This window comes from Micromonospora sp. NPDC050695, assembly GCF_040654415.1.
In the GTDB taxonomy this organism is placed as follows: Bacteria; Actinomycetota; Actinomycetes; order Mycobacteriales; family Micromonosporaceae; genus Micromonospora.
This window is the reverse complement of record NZ_JBFAHZ010000017.1, coordinates 67,727-88,360: the sequence shown is the minus strand read 5'-3', so window position 1 is coordinate 88,360 and position 20,634 is coordinate 67,727. Positions and strand designations below refer to the sequence as shown.

Genomic DNA, 20,634 nt, shown 5'->3' with positions numbered 1-20,634 from the left:
GTCGACCCTACCCGGGTCAGCCCCTGGTCCCACGCGAGATTCAGGCGCCTACCCGGGCTCGCTGGGCGCGGTCATAGAGTGGCTTGGTGATCGCCGAGGTGAACTGAGGGCCGACGAGGTGACGGGCACAATTCTCGTCATCGTGCTCACACACCCGGCGCGTCACACCATCCATGTATTCGGCCCAGGTGTTGACGCCCACCACGGTTCCCAGGCCGGACAGGGGGTCGAACGCGGCGATACGCGGGCCGCCACTGGAGCCACCGCCCATGACGCAGGCAGCGCCCCACTGGCCCTTGGGAGTGGGCCAGTCGGCAGAGCCACGAGCCTCCCGGGCGTGACCCGTACAGTAGGCGAGCCGCCGCCCGGTGTACTCCGGAAGGCCTGCCCTGGCCTTGTCTGATGCGCCGCGTGGGTATCCGAACTGGAAGACAAGCTGCGCGCCGGGCAGGTCGAAGCCGACGTCGTGCGCCGCCCCGACCACCTCCTGGACCGTCCGGCCTCGTTCATTCTTGTTGAGGACCACAAATGCCTGGTCATACGAGTCGAATTTCGGATCTTGAGCATTATTCTGCAACCAGGTCGAATCGGCGACGCCGATGCGACCGACAAACTTGCCGTAGGGTGCCCGACCGTCACTGTAGCCAGGTACGAACATCACATTCGTCGCCCATTGGCCATCCTCGCCGAGCAGATCGGTGCTGAACACACAGTGCCCGGCCGTCACCACGGTGCTCAGATTGGCACTGCCGACTACCGTCGCCGTGCAACTGGAGTCGTCTCCTTGGTTGGTGAAGAAAAGCCGGCCCACCGTCGGGGCCAGGGCGTTGGACCGGGTCCAGGGAGCACCGTCCGGGCCACTCGTCGGGGCGTTGCCGGACAAGGGCTCGTTCAGCGCCGCGACCCGCTCCGCCGTCCAGTAGTCGAGGACCGCCTGCCGCTCGCCGACGCTGACCGCCTGCTCATGGGTCGCCACGGTTGGTGCCTTGCTGACCGCCGGAGAGACAGTCGCAGCGGCGGCCGCGCCCGGTATGGATATCGCGGTTCCGAACACAAGCATCGCCGACGTCAGCATGATCGGAGCACGCCGACTCTCGCCACACCAGCGGCGTTTCGTTGTCGTCATGCACGACAACCTAGCGATCGGGTGTTAGGAACCTGTTAGAAAGCTCTTGTGATGTCCAGGGTGAATGTCCGAATAGCTAGGACGGCGGCTCCGCCGCCTCAGGAGACCGCAAAAATCCCCGCCACCCCCAGGAGCACCATCACCAACACCGCTACCAGCGCACCCCGTTCGCTCTCCACCGCCGGCTCGCGGTACTCGGTCACGGGGTTCGTCGTTTCGCGGGGCATAGTGCGGCCTCCTCGTTGGTGTCACGTCGCCGTCGATGGCGTTGGCCAGGTCACCGGTCTGCCGGGCTGGCGTGCGGACCCGCGTCGGGGGTCCTACCGTGAGGACGTTGTCGACCTCCGGGGGGCTGGACGTTGCCGTTGCAGGACTGGTTCCTCACCGCACAGGAACGGGCCAACCCGGTCTCTGGGTTACCCGTCTGGACCAGCGGAAACCTCGCCGAGCCGTTGATTCACGGCGCGGCGTACTTCGACCGCCTGGTCGACGAGGTGCAGGCGCTCAGCGCCGGTGATCACCTCTTCTTCACCGACTGGCGGGGTGACCCCGATCAGCGGTTGCGCCCGGACGGCCCGACCGTCGCCCAGCTCTTCGCCCAGGCCGCGCAGCGCGGCGTGGTGGTCAAGGGGCTGATCTGGCGCTCACACCTCGACGTGTTGGCCTACAGCGAGGCGGAGAACCGCGACCTCAGCGAGACGATCTCCGCCGCCGGTGGCGAGGTGCTGCTCGACCAGCGGGTCCGCCGCGGCGGCTCGCACCACCAGAAGCTCGTCGTGCTGCGCCACCCGGACGCACCGGAGCGGGACATCGCGTTCGCCGGTGGGATCGACCTGTGCCACAGCCGCCGCGACGACGCCGCACACCACGGGGACCCGCAGCCGGTGCAGATGTCACCCCGCTACGGCCCTCACCCGCCGTGGCACGACGTGCAGCTCGCGGTGCGCGGCCCGGTGGTCGGCGCGCTGGACACCCTGTTCCGGGAGCGCTGGACCGACCCGATGCCACTGGACTCGGAAAACCCGATGGCCTACCTGCGGGACCGGCTGCGCGGCGCGGACCTGCGCCCCGATCCGATGCCCGAGCAGCCCGCCGACCCGCCGGCCTGCGGGCCGCACCAGATCCAGGTGCTGCGCACCTACCCGGCCGTCCGGCCCCGCTACTCCTTCGCACCCGACGGCGAGCGGGCCGTCGCCCGCGGTTACACCAAGGCGGTGCACCGGGCGCGCCGGCTCATCTACCTGGAGGACCAGTACCTCTGGTCGACCGAGGTGGCGGACCTGTTCGCGCGGGCACTGCGGGACAACCCCGAGCTGCACCTGGTCGCGGTCGTACCCCGGCATCCGGACGTGGACGGCCGGCTCGCTCTGCCGCCGAACATGGTCGGCCGCGAGCAGGCGCTGTCGTTGTGCGAACGGGCCGCACCGGACCGGGTGCACGTGTTCGACGTGGAGAACCACGCGGGTGACCCGGTCTACGTGCACGCGAAGGTCTGCGTGGTCGACGACGTCTGGGCCAGCGTGGGCAGCGACAACTTCAACCGCCGGTCCTGGACCCACGACAGCGAGCTGTCCTGCGCCGTCCTGGACGAGACCCGCGACGAGCGGGAGCCCGTCGACCCCGCCGGGCGCGGCGACGGGGCGCGGGTCTACGCCCGGGACCTGCGGCTGCGGCTGTGGCGTGAGCACCTGGACCGCCACCCGGACGGTGGCGACGACGCCGACCTGCTCGACCCGGCCGACGCCGTCGCGGCGGTCACGGCCGCCGCCGACGCCCTGCAACAGTGGTACGACGACGGCCAGGTCGGGAAACGCCCGCCCGGTCGGCTGCGCCCGCACCGCCCCGAGCGGCTGCCGTGGTACACCCGTGCCTGGGCGTTGCCGGTGTACCGGCTGGTCTACGACCCGGACGGCCGGCCGCTGCGGGCGAGGCTGGCGGGCACCTGGTGAACCGAGCGGGCCGGCTCCGGCATGCTGGCCGAGCCCGGGTGCACGGCCAGCCCACCCGGGTACGCGAACGAGGATCGTGGCGAGAAGTAGCCGAAGCCGATGGTCAGCGGATTGGCCGGCCGTAGCGCGTACAGCGGGTGCCCGGGTTGGAGGAACTCCACCGACTCGATCTCGAACGGCGCGACCGGCTCGGCCACGAACGGGTAGACCGAGCTGAGCAGTTGATCCTCGCGGCGGGTGAAGTAGCGGTGGTGCCCGCTGCTGATCACGTGCCCGGTCTCCCCCACCCGACAGCGGGCCCGGAGCAGCGGCACCCCGTCGATCTCGGTCTCGGAGAGCAGTTCCTCGCCGTCGACCACGATCCGGGTGCGTCCGGCGAACGTGGGGGCGCCACGGGCGGCGGCGTACTCCCGTACCCGCCGGCTGGAGGCCACGTAATGGGTCCACCAGCCACCCGGGTTGAGCCCTCCGGGCGCGTCCACGCCGGCCAGCGACACGCCGAGGTAGGTCAGTGAGTACGCGCCGAAGCCGGAGGTCTGCGTCTCGTCGTCGACGACGTACTGGTTGAGGAACACCTGGCGGTCCGGGCGCGGGCACAGCCCGAGCGGGACGAGGGCGGCGACCGCGTCCGGATCCGCCGGCAGCCAGCTGAAGTAGAGCGTGCGACTGTTCACGACGAGCTGGGGAGCGGCTGGATCGAGCACGGTGCCTCCGAACCGGGTGTGTACACGCGACGCTACGGCCGGTCCCACCAGCGGGACAACGACGGATAGTCGACACTCCTGCCCTGATGTCGGATTTCATGTTGACCGCTCGGTGGCGGCGGTCGACCGTCCGGCCCTGGGTCGGGTGGGGCGACCGGTTCGCGGGGCATGGGCCGGAAATCAGGTAAGACACCTCACAGTCGGTAGGATTTCTGCCCGATTTAGGTGTTTCATGATTGGAAATACCTTAAGTGCATCAGCCTTTCAGCTAGATTTCCCTGAGACGATCAGGCTAAGGTGAGTCCCGAACGGCCCATACGAAGCTAAACCAAAAAGCGTCACGTCTTTTGTCCGCGGACGAGGTGCAGGGAGGACCACCCATGACCGCGCCAACGATCACCGAGCAGCCGAGCACCACGGCCAAGACCACCACGAAGCTGGACCCGCGCGCGCTCACCGACAGCGCCGCCGACCTGCTCAACGCCATGGCGGCGCTGCCGGCCAACCACCCGTCGCGCGCCGCGCTGCGCGACCGGGCGATCGAGGCATGGGTCCCGCTGGCGAACCACCTCGCCCACCGCTACAGCGGGCGGGGCGAGCCGACCGACGACCTGGCGCAGACCGCCGCCGTCGGCCTGATCAAGGCCATCGACAAGTTCGACCCGACGCGCGGCGTCGACTTCGCCGGTTACGCGATCCCCACCATCATCGGCGAGCTCAAGCGGCACTTCCGCGACCGCACCTGGGACATCCGGGTGCCGCGTCGCCTCCAGGAGCTGCGGCTGGCCATCTCGGACGCCAACAGCTCGCTCCTGCAGACCCTCGGCCGCTCGCCGACGGTCGCCGACATCGCCGCCCACCTCAAGCTCACCGAGGAAGAGGTCCTGGAGGGCCTGGAGGGCGCCCGCGCGTACAACGCGGTGTCGCTGTCCACCCCGACCGGCGACGGTGACCGGGCCACCGAGCTGGGCGACATGCTCGGCGGCGAGGACAACGAGTTCGAGCTGGCCGAGCTGCGGGTCGCCCTCGGCCCCGCGCTGGCCACCCTCGACGAGCGCGAGCAGAAGATCCTCACCCTGCGGTTCTACGGCAACCTGACCCAGTCGCAGATCGCCGATCAGATCGGCGTCTCGCAGATGCACGTCTCCCGGCTGCTCGCCCGGGCGCTGACCAAGCTGCGCGGCCAGCTCGACGGCACGTACTAGGTCGTCTCACGACAGCGGGGCCGGGTCCGTGGACCCGGCCCCGCTTCGTATGAGATGTGACCGTCCGTCACGCGAACGTGACAGTTCCGGTCTCGTCAGCCAGCCACCGGCTCGCGCCACATCGGCCAGAACGGCGTGCCGTCGGGCACCCGGAACGGCTCCCCGGCGCGGTAACCGTGCTTCGCGTACAGGTCCCGGCTGCGCGGACTGCTCGCCTCCAGGTACGCCGGCATCCCGTTGGCGTCCAGCCACGCGTTGTGGTGCTCCAGCAGCGCGGTGCCCAGTCCCTGCCCCTGACGCTCCGGCTGGGTCGCCAGGAACGCCAGGTGGTGGTGATCGGAATGCGGGTGGTTCGCCGCGAACAACTCGTCGAGATGGCGGAACCGGTCGGTCCACTCGCCACACGCGGCGGCGAGCCGGGCGTCGTAGTCCGCCGGCGGCGGAGGCTGCTCGCCGACCGACGGGAACCAGACCGCCACCGAGGCCCGGTCCGCGGTGGCGTACACCATGCCGTGCCGCATCGCGTGCTCGACCAGGATCTCGAAGTCCCCGGCCAGGACGGCCTCCCGCTTGCTCGCGTCCGGCACCAACCAGTACGTCACCCTCAACTCGGTGAACGCCTCGGCGATGCGGCCGGCCACCAGGATGGTGTCCTCCGGCCCGAGCCGGTCGATCCGCACGCTCATCGCGTCGCCTCCACGCTGGCCGGCGCCTCCGCCCGGACGGCGGCGGCGGCGCTCGCCGCGCCGAGCCCGATCCGGGCGTACGTGTCCGGCCGGCTGTTGCGCAGCACCAGTCCCCAGATCACGCCCAGCGCGGCCGCCACCGGGTACACGGCGGGCAGCGCCCAGCGCAGGGTGGAGTCCGGCGCCACGCCGAGCAGGTTGGCGAAGTTCGACACGGCCAGCCAGATGATCACGACGAGGGCGATGGTGGCCAGGCCGGGTGCGATGGCCCGCCGCCAGAGGTTCTCCCCGCCGCCGGAGCGGGCGAAGTAGGCGATCACCGCGACCGAGGTGGTGGCGATCAGCAGCAGCACGCCGAACCCGCCGGTGGTGCCACCCCAGAAGAACAGCTGGACCACCGGATCCCAGCCGTTGACCGCGTACAGCAGGATGACCAGCAGACCGAGCACGCTCTGCGCCAGCGAGGCGGCCCGCGGCGCGCCGGAGCGCGGCGAGGTCTGCCCGAACACCGCCGGCAGCACCCGCTCGCGGCCCAGGGCGAACGTGTAGCGCGCCGTCGTGTTGTGGAACGAGATCATCGCGGCCAGCACCGAGGTCAGGAAGAGCACCTGGCCGATGGTGACGGCAGTGTCGCCGAGGTGCGCGGCGGCCAGGTTGAAGATCAGCCCGACGCTCTGCTCGCCCGCCTCGGCGACGATCCGGTCCGGCCCGACGGCGACCGTCATCGTCCAGGACGACAGCGCGTACAGCGCGGCGATGATCGCCACCGACAGGTAGGTGGCCAGCGGCACGGTCCGCTTCGGGTCCTTGCTCTCCTCGCTGAAGACCACTGCGGACTCGAAGCCCACGAACCCGAGTATCGCCAGCACCAGGACCGCGCCCACGCCCGGCACGAAGAGGTTGTCCGGTGCGAACGTGGCGAAGCTGACCTGACCGTCGGCCGGGTTGCCGAGCTGACCGAGGTCGAAGACGAGGATCACCACGATCTCGGCGACCAGCAGCGCGGCCAGCACGAGGCCGTTGACGTCCACCCGGAGCAGGCCGAGCAGGCCGACCAGCGCCCACGCCACCAGGGCGACGATGGACCAGTGCGGGTGGCCGCCGAAGAGCCGGTCGAGCACCGGCTCGGCGGCGACGCCGATGGTGCCGTAGAGCCCGACCTGCAACGCGTTGTACGCGACGAGCGCCACCCAGGCCGCGCCCACACCGGCCGGTCGGCCGAGGCCCCGGGAGATGTAGGCGTAGAAGGCGCCGGCGTTCTCGACCTGGCGCGACATGGCCACGTAGCCGACCGAGAACAGGGCGAGCACCGCGGCGACGACCAGGAAGGCCAGCGGGATGCCGGTCACCCCGATGACGCCGTAGCCGGTGGTGACCACACCGGCGACCACGGTCAGCGGCGCGGCGGCGGAGAGCACGAAGAAGATGACCGAGGGGATGCCCAGGCGGCCCCGGGCGAGGGCTTCGGAGACGTTGCTGGGTCGGTCGACTGTCGATGTCGGGGGCATTCGACTACTCCGGTTGTCGAGGGGGGTGTAGGGGGTTACCGGGTGGGTCAGGGGATGCCGCGCAGCACGGCGGCGCCGACGGCGGCCTCGGTGTGCCCGACGAGTTCCTTCAGGGGGGCCGGCAGCGCGGGGATGAGGACGTTCAACCGGTGGTGGGCGCGGGGGCCGGCGCTCCACAGAACCTCGCGGGTCAGCCCGGCGGCCACGACCAGGCCGAGCAGCAGCGCGTCCGGCACGCTCGGCGGGTCGGGCCGGTCCAGCAACGCCCGCAGCCGGGTGGCCGGCCAGGCCACCGCGTTGAGGTCGATCGGCAGGTAGGTGACCGAGGTACGCAGCAGTCGGCGGCTCTCCTGGCGGCGGAGCACCCCGGCGCGGGCCAGCCGCTCCCCCACCGAGGTCGTCGCGCTCTGCGCCAGGAAGCTGAGCCAGGTGTTGACCGCCTGGTGCTGGGACTCCCCGATCAACTGATCGAGGACGGTGTGCGCCAGCGCGTCGGCCGGGGGACGCCGGTCGATGACGGTCACCTGTCCACCCACGACGGTGATGTGTCCATACAGGATCAGCTCGCCCAGGAGGCCGCCGGCCAGCCCGAGCCCGGTCGCCGCCGGGTGCAGTTTGGCCTTGCCGCGGCTGTCGTTGTGAGCGATCAGGAAGAACTCGTCGGCGATGAGCAAACGGTCCTCCCGCACGGGTGTGTCCACAGTGATCGCAACAACCGGGAAAGGATGCACCGACAGCTACTGCAATGCAACTCCCAGATTTGAAAGTTGCACTCCGTGCAGGCGCGACCTGCGAATCTCGTCGTGCCAGACTCGGACGGTGACCGCCACCCCCGCCATCCGACCCACCGCCAGCCCGACCGTGCGCCGTCGCCGCATCGCCAGAGAGCTCCGCCAGCTCCGGGAACGGGCGGGCATGACCCTCGATGTGGCCGCCCGCCAGCTCGACATGTCCAAGAGCAACCTCTCCCGGATCGAGACCGCGCAGATCGGCATCAAACCCCGTGACGTCCGCGCGGCGCTCGCCCTGTACGAGGTGACCGGGGCCGACGCCGAGGCGTTGATCGAGATCGCCCGGGGCGCCCAGCAGCGCGGCTGGTGGCAGAACTACAGCGACGTGCTGCCCGAGTGGTTCGAGTTCTACGTGGGACTCGAGGCCGAGGCGGCGGCGCTGCGCACGTACGAGGCCGAGTCGGTGCCCGGGCTCCTACAGACCGAGGCGTACGCGCGGGAGATCTACCGACGCACCGCGGGCGAGGACGGCCTGGAGCGCAAGGTAGCCGCCCGGCTGCACCGGCAGGAGGTGCTGCGCCGCGACGACCCCGTCCACCTGTCGGTCGTGCTCAACGAGGCGGTTCTGCTGCGCCCGGTCGGCGGCATCGCCGTGATGGCCGAACAGGTGGACCACATGAGCCGGGTCGCTCAACTACCCAACGTGACAATCCAGGTACTTCCGTTCGCGGCCGGCGGGCACCCCGCGATGAGCACCCCGTACGTGATCCTCAACTTCGCCGACGCCGCCGACGCCTCCGTGGTTTACCTGGATAACCTCACGATGGGATTGGCTCTGGAGGATGCCGACCAGGTGCTCGGGTATAGCCTTCTGCACGAGGAGCTGTGCCGGATGGCGCTCGATCCGGCGGCGTCGATGACCCGTCTGGAGCAGGCTTCTCGTAACTTTGCGTGACCGCGTCTGCGGCACGCCGACGCAGACGAGAGGTTCCGCGGATGACGGCGCACGACCGGACCGGGGCGGACTGGCGCACCAGCACGCGCAGCAGTGGCAACGGCAACTGCGTGGAGGTCGCGACAGTCCACGGTCAGGTCGCCGTCCGGGACAGCAAGGACCGCTCCGGCCCGGTGCTCGCCTTCGCGGCGTCGTCCTGGCGGAGCTTCGTGCACGGCGTGGGTGACGTCCGCCGCCGGTGAGGCGTCCGGGCCGGTGCGAGACTGGGCCGTGCTCTCCGACGTAGCCCTGGACCTGCCGGTCCGTCCGGTGCTGCCGGCGCTTGTCGCGGCGCTCGACGCGGCCGGCGCCGGGGTGCTGGTGGCCCCGCCCGGCACCGGCAAGACCACCCTGGCGCCGCTGGCCGTGGCCGACCGGGTGACCGGCCGGGTGGTGATCGCGCAACCCCGTCGGGTGGCGGCACGCGCCGCCGCCCGCCGGATGGCCGAACTGCTCGGCGAACGGGTCGGCGAACGCGTCGGCTACGCGGTCCGCGGCGAACGACGGGTCGGCCCGTCCACCCGCGTCGAGGTGGTGACCACCGGCCTGCTGGTCCGTCGGCTGCACCGCGACCCGGAGCTGCCCGGCACGGGTGCCGTGCTGCTCGACGAGTGCCACGAACGGCACCTCGACGCCGATCTGGCCCTGGCGTTCACAGTGGAGGCGCGGGCCACCCTCCGGCCCGACCTGTGGTTGCTGGCGATGTCCGCCACCCCGGACACCGACCGGTTCGCCGCGCTGCTCGGCGGCGACACCCCGGCCCCGGTCGTCCGGGCCGAGTCGGCGCTGCACCCGGTGCGGCGGATCTGGGCGCCACCACCGCGGCCGGTCGCACCGCCCGGAGCGGGACCGGTCGACCGGGCTCTGCTCGACCACGTGGCGGCCACCGTCCGGCGGGCGTTGCGCGAGCACGACGGCGACGTGCTGGTCTTCCTGCCCGGCGCCGGCGAGATCGCGGCCGTCACCGGTCGGCTCGCCGATCTGCGGGACACCGTCGCGCTGCTGCCGCTGCACGGTCGCCAGCGCGGCAGCGAGCAGGACGCCGCCCTGCGGCCCGCGGACCGACGGCGGGTCGTGCTGGCCACCGCGTTGGCCGAGACCAGCCTGACCGTCCCGGGCGTGCGGGTCGTGGTGGACGCCGGGCTGTCCCGGGTGCCCCGCATCGACCTGGCGCGTGGGCTCGGTGCGCTGGTCACCGTGCCGGTCTCCCGGGCCGCCGCCACCCAGCGGGCCGGCCGGGCCGGCCGGGAGGCCGCCGGTGCCGTCTACCGGTGCTGGTCCGCCGCGACGCATGAGCGGCTGCCCGCCCGCGCCGAGCCGGAGATCGCCACCGCCGACCTGACCGGCTTCGCGCTGGAGCTGGCCGCGTGGGGCCGGCCGGACGGCGTGGGGCTCGCGTTGCCCGACGCGCCACCGGCCGCCGCGCTGACCGTGGCCCGGGACACCCTGAAGACGCTGGGCGCGGTCGACGCCGACGGTCGGATCACCGCGCGGGGGCGGGCGATCGCCGCCGCCGGCGCGCACCCACGGCTGGCGCGGGCGCTGCTCGACGGCGCGGTCCGGGTCGGCGCGGACCGGGCGGCCGAAGTGGTGGCCCTGCTCGCCGAGGAGAGCGCGGTCGGCCCCGGCGACGACCTGGTCGCCGGGTGGCGCCGCCTGCGCGCCGGCGTCGACGCGGGAGCGACCGCCCGCTGGCGCACCGAGGTACGCCGGCTGCGCGCCGTCCTGCCCGTCGACGCCCCGTCCGAGGGGCGCGGCGGAGCCGATGCGGCGGCCGGCCCGGGAACCGCGGGACGGGCGGGATCCGCCGAACTCACCGACGATCTCGCCGCCGGGCTGCTGGTCGGCCTGGCGTACCCGGAACGGCTGGCGCGGGTGCGACGACCGGGCGGGTCGGCGTACCTGATGACCGGCGGGACCGCCGGGGAGCTGGCGGCCGGGTCGGGGCTGGCCGGTTCCGACTGGCTGGCGGTCGCCGTCGCGGACCGCAGGCCCGGCGCGCCGTCGGCGCGGATCCGCCGGGCCACCCCGGTGGACGAGGCGACGGCCCGGGAGGCGGCCGGCCCCCTGCTGTCGACCCGCCGGGAGGTCGGCTGGGCCGATGGGGACGTGGTGGCCCGGGAGGTGACCCGGCTGGGTGCGATCGAGCTGCTCCAGCGCCGGCTGGACCGCCCGGACCGCGCGGAGGTGGCCGAGGCGCTGCTGACCGGCCTGCGCCAGGAAGGGCTGACGCTGCTGCCCTGGACGCCGGCCGCCCGGTCCCTGCGGGAGCGACTGGCGTTCAGCCGGCAGCACCTCGGCGCCGAGTGGCCGGACGTCGGCGACGAGGCGCTGCTCGACGCCGCACCGACCTGGCTCGGCCCGGAGCTGGCCAGCGCCCGACGCCGCGCCGACCTGGCCCGGGTGGACGTGGCCTCGGCGCTGCGCCGGCTGCTGCCGTGGCGGCAGGCCGCCCGCCTCGACGAGCTGGCCCCGGAGCGGATCGAGGTGCCCAGCGGCTCACGGATCCGGGTCGACTACACCGATCCGGCGGCGCCGGTGCTGGCGGTGAAACTCCAGGAGACGTTCGGCTGGCCGGCGGCTCCGCGCATCGCCGACGGTCGGGTGCCGGTGCTGCTGCACCTGCTCTCCCCCGCCGGGCGGCCGGTCGGGGTCACCGCCGACCTGGCGTCGTTCTGGCGCACCGGCTACCCGCAGGTGCGCTCGGAGCTACGCGGACGCTATCCGCGGCACCCGTGGCCGGAGGACCCGGGCACCGCGACACCCACCCGGAGGGTCACGCCGCGCCGGCGTTGAGCGCCGGTCACTCCTCCACCACGTCGGCCACCACCACGGTCACGTTGTCCGGTGCGCCCGCGTGCAACGCCAGGTCGATGAGCTTGCCCGCGCAGGCGGCCCGGTCCGGGTAATCGGTGAGCACCTCGGTGAGGGTGTCCGGACGGACCACGTTGGAGAGGCCGTCGCTGCACAGCAGCCACCGGTCGCCGGCGCGGGGCACCATCGTCGCGTACGACGGGGAGACGTCCTCGCCCTGCAACGCCTGGGTGACGACCGCCCGGCGGGGATGGCTGCTGGCCTGGTCCGCGGTGATCACGCCCTGGTCGACCAGCAGCTGGACGAAGGTGTCGTCGCGGGTGACCTGCTTGAGCACACCCTCTCGGAACAGGTAGGCCCGGGAGTCGCCGACGTGGGCGAGGGCCAGGCAGCTGCCGGTACGGGCGAAGAGCAGGGCGGTCAGTGTGGTGCCCATGCCCTGGCGCTCGGGATCCTCGTTGACCGCCTGCCGGATCCGGGTGGTGGCCAGGGCGATGCCGCCCTGGAGCGCGGCCACCAGGGCGTCCTCGGGTGTCTCCACGTCCAACGGTGCGACCGCGTCGATGGTGAGCGCGCTGGCCAGGTCGCCGGCGGCCATCCCGCCCATGCCGTCGGCGACGGCGACGAGCCAGGTCCCGGCGTGCAGGGCGTCCTGGTTTCCGCTGCGGATCAGCCCACGGTCGCTCGTTCCCACGGAACGCAGCTTCAGGGTCATGGGAGGCAGCCTGCCAGGCGGAGGGCGCAGTTGTCTCTAGGAGATCAGGACGACGGTGCGTGGCGCGGCGAATCTCACGTCTCGCACTCGGCCGTGTCGCGGGCCTCCCGGCCTCGTCGCACGGCACATCCCATCCAACCAGATCAATTGACAGGACGTACCGTCACTGGAAATATCGGGTCCATCTCTGGGAGCGCTCCCAGCATTCGGTCACCACCACCGTCCCACTTCCCGTCCCGGAAGGACTCCCCGTGACGACATCCCGACGCCGCCTCCTCCTGGCCGCGGCGACCGCCCTGGCCCTCACCGGCGCGGGCGCCGGCGCGGCCCACGCCGACCCACCACCGGACGCCCCCGAACAGATCGACAACGGCGACTTCAGCGCGGGCGTGAGCCCCTGGTTCTCCTACGGCACCGGCGCACTCGCGGTCACCGACGGGCGGCTCTGCACCACCGTTGCCGGCGGGCTCGCCAACCCGTGGGACGCCGGCATCGGCCAGGACGCGGTGCCGCTGGTCGCCGGCGCCGAGTACACCCTCGGGTTCAGCGTCTCCGCCACACCCGGCACCGCCGTCAAGGCCGTGCTCCAGCTGGGCAGCGCCCCGTACACCACGTACGCCGCCGTGGACGCCGCCGCCACCGGCACCGCCCAGCGCGTCGAGCAGACCTTCACCGTCCCGGACGACAACCCCGGCGCCCAGTTGATCTTCCAGGTCGGCGGCTCCCCCGACACGCAGACGATCTGCCTCGACGACGTCTCGCTGCGCGGCGGCGAGCCGCCCGAGCCGTACGAGCCGGACACCGGGCCACGGGTGCGCGTCAACCAGGTCGGGTACCTGCCCGGCGGGCCGAAGAACGCCACCGTGGTCACCGGCGCCACCGAGCCGCTGCCCTGGCAGCTGCGTACGGGCGCCGGCGCCGTCGTGGCCAGCGGCACCACCACCACGCGCGGTGTCGACGCCGCCTCCGGGCAGAACGTGCACTCGGTCGACTTCTCCGGGTACCGCACCCCGGGCACCGGGTTGACGCTCACCGTCGACGGCGAGACCAGCCACCCGTTCGACATCTCCGGCACCCTCTACGACCAGCTACGCTCCGACTCGTTGCAGTTCTTCTACGCGCAGCGCAGCGGCATCGCCATCGACGGGGACCTGATCGGCGACGAGTACGCGCGCCCCGCCGGGCACCTCGGCGTGGCACCCAACCAGGGCGACACCAGCGTGCCCTGCCAGCCGGGCGTCTGCGACTACTCGTTGGACGTGCGCGGCGGCTGGTACGACGCCGGCGACCACGGCAAGTACGTGGTCAACGGCGGCATCGCCACCTACCAACTACTGAACACCTTCGAGCGGACCAGGACGGCGGCCACCGCCGACGGAGGCGCCGGGCTCGCCGACGGCACGCTGCGGGTGCCCGAACGCGACAACGGCGTGCCGGACATCCTCGACGAGGCCCGCTGGGAGCTGGAGTTCCTGCTGCGTATGCAGGTGCCGGCCGGCAAGCCGCTCGCCGGCATGGTCCACCACAAGATCCACGACCGGAACTGGACCGGGCTGCCGCTCGCCCCCCACGAGGACCCGCAGCCGCGCGAGCTGCACCCCCCGTCGACCGCGGCCACCCTCAACCTGGCCGCCACCGCCGCCCAGTGCGCGCGGCTCTTCGCACCGTACGACGCGGCGTTCGCGGCCCGCTGCGGCACCGCCGCGAGCACCGCCTACGCCGCGGCGAAGGCCCACCCCGCGGTGTACGCCAGCCCGGCCGACAGCACCGGCGGCGGCGCGTACGACGACACCACCGTCACCGACGAGTTCTACTGGGCGGCAGCCGAGCTGTACCTCAGCACCGGGGCGCAGACCTACCTGACCGACCTGACGGCCTCACCGCACCACACCGGCGACGTGTTCGACCCGCGGGGCTTCGGCTGGCAGAGCACCGCCGCACTGGGCCGCCTCGACCTGGCCACCGTGCCGAACGGGCTGCCCGCCGCCGACCTGGCCCGCGTCCGCGCCTCGGTCACCTCCGCCGCCGACGCGTACCTCGCCGAGCTGCGACGACAGGCGTACGGGCTGCCGATGCCCGGGGACGCCAACAGCTACTTCTGGGGCGGCAACAGCAACATCATCAACAACGCCGTGGTGCTGGCCACCGCGTTCGACCTGACCCGCGACCCCGTCTACCGCGACGGCGCCGTGCAGGCGATGGACTACGTGCTCGGTCGCAACGCCCTGAACATCTCCTACGTCACCGGGTGGGGCGAGCACGCGGCGCAGAACCAGCACAGCCGCATCTTCGGCCACCAGCTCGACCCGAGCCTGCCCCGCCCGCCGGCCGGCTCGCTCGCCGGTGGCGCGAACGCCGCCCTCCAGGACCCGTTCGCGGCACAGTTGCTGGCCGGCTGCACGCCGATGTTCTGCTACGTCGACGACATCAACTCGTACGCGACGAACGAGGTGGCGATCAACTGGAACTCGGCGCTGGCCTGGATCTCGTCGTTCCTGGCCGACCAGGGTGACGCCGGCGCGGTGCCGGCCAGCACCTGCTCGGTGGACTACACCAACTACGGCGCCTGGCAGGGTGGCACCGGGTTCACCGCCCAGTTGACCATCCGCAACACCGGCGCCACGGCCGTCAACGGCTGGAGCGTGCGGTTCGCGTTCATCGGCGACCAGCGGGTACGCGAGGCGTGGCTCGCGAAGGTCACCCAGTCCGGCGCGACGGTGACCGCGCGCAACGAGTCGTACAACGCCCGGATCGCACCCGGCGGCACCGTGACGTTCGGCTTCAACGCGACGACCACCGGCGGCGCCAACCCCGACCCGGGCCTGGTCACCGTCAACGGCGCGGCCTGCTCGCTGAGCTGACCGCAGCGGCTGGTGGCCGCCCCTCACGCGGGCGGCCACCAGCCCGTCATGATCGGCGTCGGCACCGCGCACCGCACCTCCCGCGCGCACCGCTGCGGGCGCTTTCGAGCTGATGACGTGAACGAATCACCGCCCCGACCCCGTGGACTCCGGCCGCCGCGCGAGCCGTGGTGAGGCCGTGGAGGGCGGCGAACTGGCGGGCACGGAGCGTCCCGAGGGCCGGGTGCACGCCTTCGCCACCCTGCGCGCGGTGGCCAACGTGGGCGTGGCGTTCGGGGCGGGGCTGGCCGGGTTCGCGCTGGTGGCGGACACCGGGTGGGCGTACCGGATGCTGGTGGTCGGCAACGTCGTCACCTATCTGGTGTCGGCGGCGCTCATCATGCGACTGCCGGCGTATCCGCCGGCCCGGCGGCCGGTCCGCCCGCGACCCGGCCGTGCGCTGCGCGACGGGCCGTTCCTCGCGGTCGCCGGGGCCTCGGCGGTGCTCTCCCTGCACTGGGTGGCGTTGACGCTGGTGCTGCCGCTGTGGGTGGTGACCCGTACCGACGCGCCGCCGGTGACGGTCGCCGCCGTGCTGCTGGTCAACACGGTGCTCACCGTGCTGCTCGCGGTACGGCTGAGTGGGAGCGCGCGGCACGCGCTGCCGGCGGCCGGGACGATGCGTCGGGCCGGGCTGGTGCTCGCGGCCGGGATGCTGCTCTGGGCCGTGACCGGTGCCGCACCCACCGCCCTGGCGACCATCCTGCTGCTCGGCGCAACCGTGATCTACACCGTCGGCGACCTGTGGCACGGCACGGCCGGGGCGGCACTGGCCTACGACCTTGCCGCCCCGGATGCCCTCGGCGCCTACCAGGGTGTCGACGCGCTGCTGACCGGGCTGGCCCGCGCGGCGGGGCCGGCGTTACTGACCTGGCTGGTCCTCGACGGCGGCCCGATCGGTTGGCTGGCCCTGGCCGGGCTGCTCGCCGGCACCGGCCTGGCCGTGCCGGCGCTCACCCGACGAGCCCTGGCGAACCGCGCCGAACGCAGCCCGGCCAGCGGTCAGCCGATCTCCTCGTCGACGTAGCACCACCGCCAGTCCTCGCCCGGCTGCGCCGAGCGGATCACCGGGTGCCCGGTGGACGCGAAGTGCTTGCTCGCGTGCTGGTTCGGCGACGAGTCGCAGCAGCCGACCTGCCCGCAGCTCAGGCAGGTACGCAGGTGCACCCAGTAGGTGTCGCCGATGGCGACGCAGTCCGCGCACTCGTCGGGGGTGCGCGGCTCGGCGACACCGGCCTCGATCAGATGCTGACAGCTCACTTCTCGACCTCCTGCCGCAGCAACGACTCCTCCAGGTCCAGGTCACGATAGGCCTGCACCAGCACCTCCTCAGGGATCCGACCGGAGTCCCGGGCAGCCCGGAACACATCCCGCTCGGCGTCGATCATTTCTTGTCGCAGCCGACCGTACGCCTGCGACGGGGTTTCCCGCTCGGTGCCTCCGAGCCGTTCCCACGCCATGTTGGTGCGGTCCTCCAGTGCGCGGCGCAGCCGGTCCACCACCGCCTCCGGGGCGCTGTCCGCCAGCTCGTCGAGACGCTCCTGAGCTGCCCGGCTGGCCTGCTGCTGCACGCCGGCCGCGGACAGGGCGTCCTGCACCGGGTCGTCCTGCGGCAGCGTCAACCGGCGCGCGACGAGCGGCAGCGTGGCGCCCTGACCGACCAACGTGAAAACGATCACCGCGAAGGCCAGCCAGATGAACAGCGCCCGGGGGTACGGCTTGTCGTCGGCCAGGGTCAGTGGCAGGGCGAGCGCGGCGGCCAGGGTCACCACGCCGCGCATTCCGGCCCAGCCGATGATGATCGGGAACTTCGGTGAGGGCCGGGCGTCACGGCGACGGACCCGGGGCACCAACCGGGCCAGGTAGGTGGCCGGGAAGAGCCAGATGAACCGGGTCAGGAAGACGGTGGCGAGCACCGCGAAGGTGATCAGGACGAGCGAGCCGAACGGTTCGTCGAGGTCGCGCAGCACCTCCCGCAACTGGAGCCCGACCAGCAGGAAGACCAGGCCCTCCAGCACGAACCGGACCAGCCGCCAGAACGCGCCGACCTGCAACCGGGACGCCGCCGACAGCAACTGGGGCAGCTTGTGGCCGAGCACCAGACCGGTGACGACCACCGCCACCACACCGGAGGCGTGCACGTGCTCGGCGGTGAACACCACCGCGAACGGGATGATCAGCGACAGGGCGTTGTCCAGCAGAGGGTCGCTGATCCGCCGGTGCACGAAGCCGAAGACCAACGCGCCGAGCGCACCGATCAGGATGCCGCCGCCGGTGGCCCGCAGCACCTCGACGGCGACCTCGGCGGTGCCGACCGCCGAGCCGATGGTGGCCAGCGTCGCGACCCGCAGCAGCACCAGCGCGGTCGCGTCGTTGATCAGGCTCTCGCCCTCCAGGATCGTGACGACCCGGCGGGGCAGTCCGACCCGCCGGGCGACCGCCGTGGCGGCCACCGCGTCCGGCGGGGCGACCACCGCGCCGAGGGCGAGGCAGATCGCGAACGGCAGCTGCGGCAGCAGCAGGTGCAGCACGAACCCGACCACGAACGCGGTGAACAGCACCAGACCGACGGCGAGCAGCAGGATCGGCCGGATGTTGTTCTTGAACGCCGGCACCGAGGTTTCCAGCGCGGCGACGTAGAGCAGCGGCGGCAAGATGCCGACGAGCACCAACTCGGGGTCGAGTTCCACCTGCGGGAAGCCCGGTACGTAGGACAGCGCCAGGCCGAGGACGACCAGCACGATCGGCGCGAGCAGGCCGAGCCGGCGGGCCAACGCGGCGCCCAGGGTGGCGATCGCCAGGAACACGACGACCGGAAACAGGCTTTCCATGGGGTACGAGCCTAGGGGTACGCCGATCCGGCCTCGATCAGCCGCCCGGGCGCAACTTCGGCAGCACCTCGGCGCCGAACGCGTCGAGGAACCCGCGCTGCTCCTGCCCGACGTGGTGCAGGGCGATCTGGTCGAAGCCGAGCTGCACGTACTCCTCCAGCCAACCGACGTGCCGCCCCAGGTCGGCCGACACGTTCACCACCTCGGCGACCCGCTGGGCCGGCACGTCGGCGGACACCACGTCGAAGTGCTCGACGGTCTCCAGGTCCCAGCAGACCGGCGGGGCGAAGACGTTGCTGCGCCACTGGTCGGATGCGATCGCCTCGGCCTGCGCCTGCTCCGGTGCCCACGAGACGTGCACCTGCAGGTGCAGGGGGCCGCGCCCACCGGCGTCCCGGTACGCGTCGATCATCTCGCGCAGGTGCGCCACCGGGGCGTTGACGGTGATCAGGCCGTCCGCCCACTCGGCGCACCAGCGGGCGGTGGCCACGCTGACGGCGGCGCCGACGAGCGCGGGCGGCTGCTCGGGGCGGGTCCACAGCCGGGCCCGGTCCACCCGGACGAGGCCGTCGTGGCTGACCTCCTCGCCGGCGAGCAGCGCCCGGATCACGTCCACGCACTCGCGCAGACGGGCGGCGCGGACGTCCTTGCGCGGCCAGGGGTCGCCGGTGATGTGCTCGTTGCTGGCCTCGCCGGTGCCCAGCGCGGCCCAGAACCGGCCCGGGTACATGGCCCCGAGGGTGCCGATCGCCTGGGCGATGATCGCCGGGTGGTAGCGCTGGCCGGGCGCGTTGACCACACCGAAGGGCATGCCGGTGGCCTGCAGGGCGGCACCCAGCCAGGACCAGGCGAAGCCGGATTCGCCCTGCCGGGCGCTCCACGGTGAGAAGTGGTCGGAGCACATGGCGGCGTCGAAGCCGGCCCGCTCGGCGTGCCGCACCGCCTCCAGGAGGGCGCGCGGACCGATCTGCTCATGTGAGGCGTGGAACCCGAACTGCGTCATGGGCGCACTTCCTACCCGCGATGGCACGGGCTGATGCCTGCCGCGACCTACTCGGCGTGCGCGCCGGCACCGGCGGAGGCCGCGCCCTCACCCACCCAGACCGTCTTGGTGTTGCAGAACTCCCGCATGCCCAGCGCGGACAACTCCCGCCCGTAGCCGGAGTTCTTCACACCGCCGAACGGCAGCTCCGGAAAGGACGTGGTCATCCCGTTGATGAAGACGTTGCCGGCGACCAGGTCGGTGGCGAAGCGCTCCTGCTCGGCCGGGTCCCGCGTCCAGGCGTTCGAGCCGAGCCCGAAGCTGGTGCCGTTGGCGACCTCGATCGCCTCCTCGTACGAGGACACCCGGAACAGGCCGGCGACCGGCCCGAAGACCTCCTCGGCCCACATCCGCATCTGCGGGGTGAGGTCGGTGACCACGGTCGGCGGGTAGAACCAGCCGTCACCGCTGGGCGGCTCGCCGCCGCAGAGCACCCTCGCGCCGTTGTCCACCGCGTCGCGGACCTGGGCGTGCACCTCGTCGCGGCCCCGCTCACTGGCCAGCGGCCCCACGTCGGTGTCCGGGTCCATCGGGTCGCCGACGCGCAGCGCCGCCATGTTCGCGGCGAACTTCTCGGCGAACGCGTCGAAGACGTCGGTGTGCACGATGAAGCGCTTGGCGGCGATGCAGGACTGGCCGTTGTTCTGGCAGCGGGCCGTGGTGGCCACCTCGGCGGCCCGGTCCAGGTCGGCCGACGGCATCACCACGAACGGGTCGCTGCCGCCGAGTTCGAGGACGGTCTTCTTCAGCTCCCGCCCGGCGATCTGGGCGATCGACCGGCCGGCGGGTTCGCTGCCGGTGAGCGTGGCGGCGCGTACCCGGGGGTCGCCGAGGATCTCCTCGACGGCCTCCGAGCCGACCAGCACGGTGGTGAAGGCCCCCTCGGGGAAGCCGGCGCGGCGGAACACGTCCTCCAGCAGCAGCGCGGTCTGCGGCACGTTCGAGGCGTGCTTGAGCAGGCCGGTGTTGCCGGCCATGAGCGCCGGCGCGGCGAAGCGCATCACCTGCCAGAGCGGGAAGTTCCACGGCATCACCGCGAGCACCACGCCGATCGGCTGGTAGCGGATGAACGCGCGGGTCGCCTTGACGGCGGCGGCGTCGGCCGGCTCGTCGGCGAGGAACTCCGGGGCCTTGTCGGCGTAGAAGCGGGCGCCGGTGGCGCACTTGGTCACCTCGGCCTGCGCGGCGACGTACGTCTTGCCCATCTCCGTGGTCATGATCCGGGCGATCTCGTCGCGCTCGGCGTCGAGCAGGTCGGCGGCGGCGTTCATCCACCGGGCGCGCTGGTCGACGGTGGTCGCGCGGAGCTGCTGGTACGCCAGGTCGGTGCGTCCGATGGCGGCGTCGAGTTGCTCGCTGGACATCGCCTCGTAGGTCTTGAGCACCTGACCGGTGGCGGGGTTGGTGGTGGCGATGTGGGGCATCTCGT

Annotated in this window: 17 protein-coding genes; 7 read left to right on the top strand and 10 right to left on the bottom strand. The window is 72.4% G+C overall.

Annotation, left to right across the window (positions count from 1 at the left end; genetic code table 11):
• Nucleotides 1-40: 40 nt before the first annotated feature.
• Nucleotides 41-1,126: a hypothetical protein gene (locus AB0H52_RS15890; protein ID WP_357948110.1), complete on the bottom strand. Its 1,086-nt coding sequence runs from the start codon at nt 1,124-1,126 to the stop codon at nt 41-43.
• Between the two features lie 359 nt (nt 1,127-1,485).
• Here AB0H52_RS15890 and AB0H52_RS15885 point away from each other — a divergent pair, with 359 nt between their 5' ends.
• Nucleotides 1,486-3,075: a phospholipase D-like domain-containing protein gene (locus AB0H52_RS15885; protein WP_357948107.1), complete on the top strand. Its 1,590-nt coding sequence runs from the start codon at nt 1,486-1,488 to the stop codon at nt 3,073-3,075.
• On the opposite strand, the gene AB0H52_RS15880 is transcribed toward AB0H52_RS15885, so the two are convergent.
• A complete protein-coding gene (locus AB0H52_RS15880) occupies nt 3,024-3,779 on the bottom strand; it encodes a hypothetical protein (RefSeq protein ID WP_357948104.1) in 756 nt (251 codons plus the stop codon). The two genes, AB0H52_RS15885 and AB0H52_RS15880, sit on opposite strands and share 52 nt — an antisense overlap.
• A gap of 380 nt (nt 3,780-4,159) precedes the next feature.
• On the opposite strand from AB0H52_RS15880, the gene AB0H52_RS15875 reads away from it, so the two are divergent.
• Nucleotides 4,160-4,984, top strand: a complete 825-nt coding sequence (locus tag AB0H52_RS15875) for a SigB/SigF/SigG family RNA polymerase sigma factor (RefSeq protein WP_357948101.1) — start codon at nt 4,160-4,162, stop codon at nt 4,982-4,984.
• Between the two features lie 95 nt (nt 4,985-5,079).
• On the opposite strand, the gene AB0H52_RS15870 is transcribed toward AB0H52_RS15875, so the two are convergent.
• Genes AB0H52_RS15870 through AB0H52_RS15860 form a run of 3 tightly spaced genes read right to left on the bottom strand, consistent with a single transcriptional unit; the run spans nt 5,080 to nt 7,867 of the window.
• Nucleotides 5,080-5,670 (bottom strand): GNAT family N-acetyltransferase, encoded by a 591-nt coding sequence (locus tag AB0H52_RS15870; RefSeq protein ID WP_357948097.1) that lies wholly within the window; start codon nt 5,668-5,670, stop codon nt 5,080-5,082.
• On the bottom strand, nt 5,667-7,178 hold the full coding sequence (locus tag AB0H52_RS15865; RefSeq protein ID WP_151489767.1) for an APC family permease: 1,512 nt from the start codon (nt 7,176-7,178) through the stop codon (nt 5,667-5,669). The genes AB0H52_RS15870 and AB0H52_RS15865 overlap by 4 nt, the downstream gene beginning before the upstream one ends.
• Before the next feature lie 47 nt (nt 7,179-7,225).
• Entirely contained in the window at nt 7,226-7,867 is a 642-nt protein-coding gene (locus tag AB0H52_RS15860; RefSeq protein ID WP_151491888.1) for a GPP34 family phosphoprotein, read from the bottom strand.
• A gap of 172 nt (nt 7,868-8,039) precedes the next feature.
• Here AB0H52_RS15860 and AB0H52_RS15855 point away from each other — a divergent pair, with 172 nt between their 5' ends.
• From AB0H52_RS15855 to hrpB, 3 genes are read left to right on the top strand one after another with little or no spacing between them, the layout of a single operon-like run.
• A complete protein-coding gene (locus tag AB0H52_RS15855; protein ID WP_278126993.1) occupies nt 8,040-8,864 on the top strand; it encodes a helix-turn-helix transcriptional regulator in 825 nt (274 codons plus the stop codon).
• A gap of 41 nt (nt 8,865-8,905) precedes the next feature.
• Nucleotides 8,906-9,106: a DUF397 domain-containing protein gene (locus AB0H52_RS15850; RefSeq protein WP_151491889.1), complete on the top strand. Its 201-nt coding sequence runs from the start codon at nt 8,906-8,908 to the stop codon at nt 9,104-9,106.
• 28 nt (nt 9,107-9,134) lie between these two features.
• Nucleotides 9,135-11,699 carry an ATP-dependent helicase HrpB gene (gene hrpB / locus AB0H52_RS15845; RefSeq protein WP_357948154.1) on the top strand — a complete coding sequence of 855 codons (2,565 nt, stop codon included), beginning with the start codon at nt 9,135-9,137 and terminating at the stop codon, nt 11,697-11,699.
• Between the two features lie 7 nt (nt 11,700-11,706).
• On the opposite strand, the gene AB0H52_RS15840 is transcribed toward hrpB, so the two are convergent.
• Nucleotides 11,707-12,432, bottom strand: a complete 726-nt coding sequence (locus tag AB0H52_RS15840) for a protein phosphatase 2C domain-containing protein (RefSeq protein WP_151491890.1) — start codon at nt 12,430-12,432, stop codon at nt 11,707-11,709.
• A gap of 251 nt (nt 12,433-12,683) precedes the next feature.
• On the opposite strand from AB0H52_RS15840, the gene AB0H52_RS15835 reads away from it, so the two are divergent.
• On the top strand, nt 12,684-15,293 hold the full coding sequence (locus AB0H52_RS15835) for a glycoside hydrolase family 9 protein (RefSeq protein ID WP_357948092.1): 2,610 nt from the start codon (nt 12,684-12,686) through the stop codon (nt 15,291-15,293).
• Between the two features lie 178 nt (nt 15,294-15,471).
• Nucleotides 15,472-16,359, top strand: coding sequence for a hypothetical protein (locus AB0H52_RS15830; RefSeq protein WP_357948089.1), 888 nt, complete (start codon nt 15,472-15,474; stop codon nt 16,357-16,359).
• Here the strand turns inward: AB0H52_RS15830 and AB0H52_RS15825 are convergent.
• Genes AB0H52_RS15825 through AB0H52_RS15810 form a run of 4 tightly spaced genes read right to left on the bottom strand, consistent with a single transcriptional unit; the run spans nt 16,335 to nt 20,629 of the window.
• The gene (locus tag AB0H52_RS15825) at nt 16,335-16,592 is read right to left on the bottom strand and encodes a UBP-type zinc finger domain-containing protein (protein WP_151491892.1); all 258 of its coding nucleotides are present in this window, start codon (nt 16,590-16,592) and stop codon (nt 16,335-16,337) included. The two genes, AB0H52_RS15830 and AB0H52_RS15825, sit on opposite strands and share 25 nt — an antisense overlap.
• Nucleotides 16,589-18,163 carry a Na+/H+ antiporter gene (locus AB0H52_RS15820; RefSeq protein WP_357948085.1) on the bottom strand — a complete coding sequence of 525 codons (1,575 nt, stop codon included), beginning with the start codon at nt 18,161-18,163 and terminating at the stop codon, nt 16,589-16,591. The genes AB0H52_RS15825 and AB0H52_RS15820 overlap by 4 nt, the downstream gene beginning before the upstream one ends.
• A 37-nt stretch (nt 18,164-18,200) precedes the next feature.
• On the bottom strand, nt 18,201-19,166 hold the full coding sequence (locus AB0H52_RS15815) for a TIGR03885 family FMN-dependent LLM class oxidoreductase (RefSeq protein ID WP_151491894.1): 966 nt from the start codon (nt 19,164-19,166) through the stop codon (nt 18,201-18,203).
• Nucleotides 19,167-19,213: 47 nt separating this feature from the next.
• Complete coding sequence (locus tag AB0H52_RS15810) at nt 19,214-20,629, bottom strand: NADP-dependent succinic semialdehyde dehydrogenase (RefSeq protein ID WP_151491895.1); 1,416 nt, start codon at nt 20,627-20,629, stop codon at nt 19,214-19,216.
• Nucleotides 20,630-20,634: the final 5 nt, after the last annotated feature.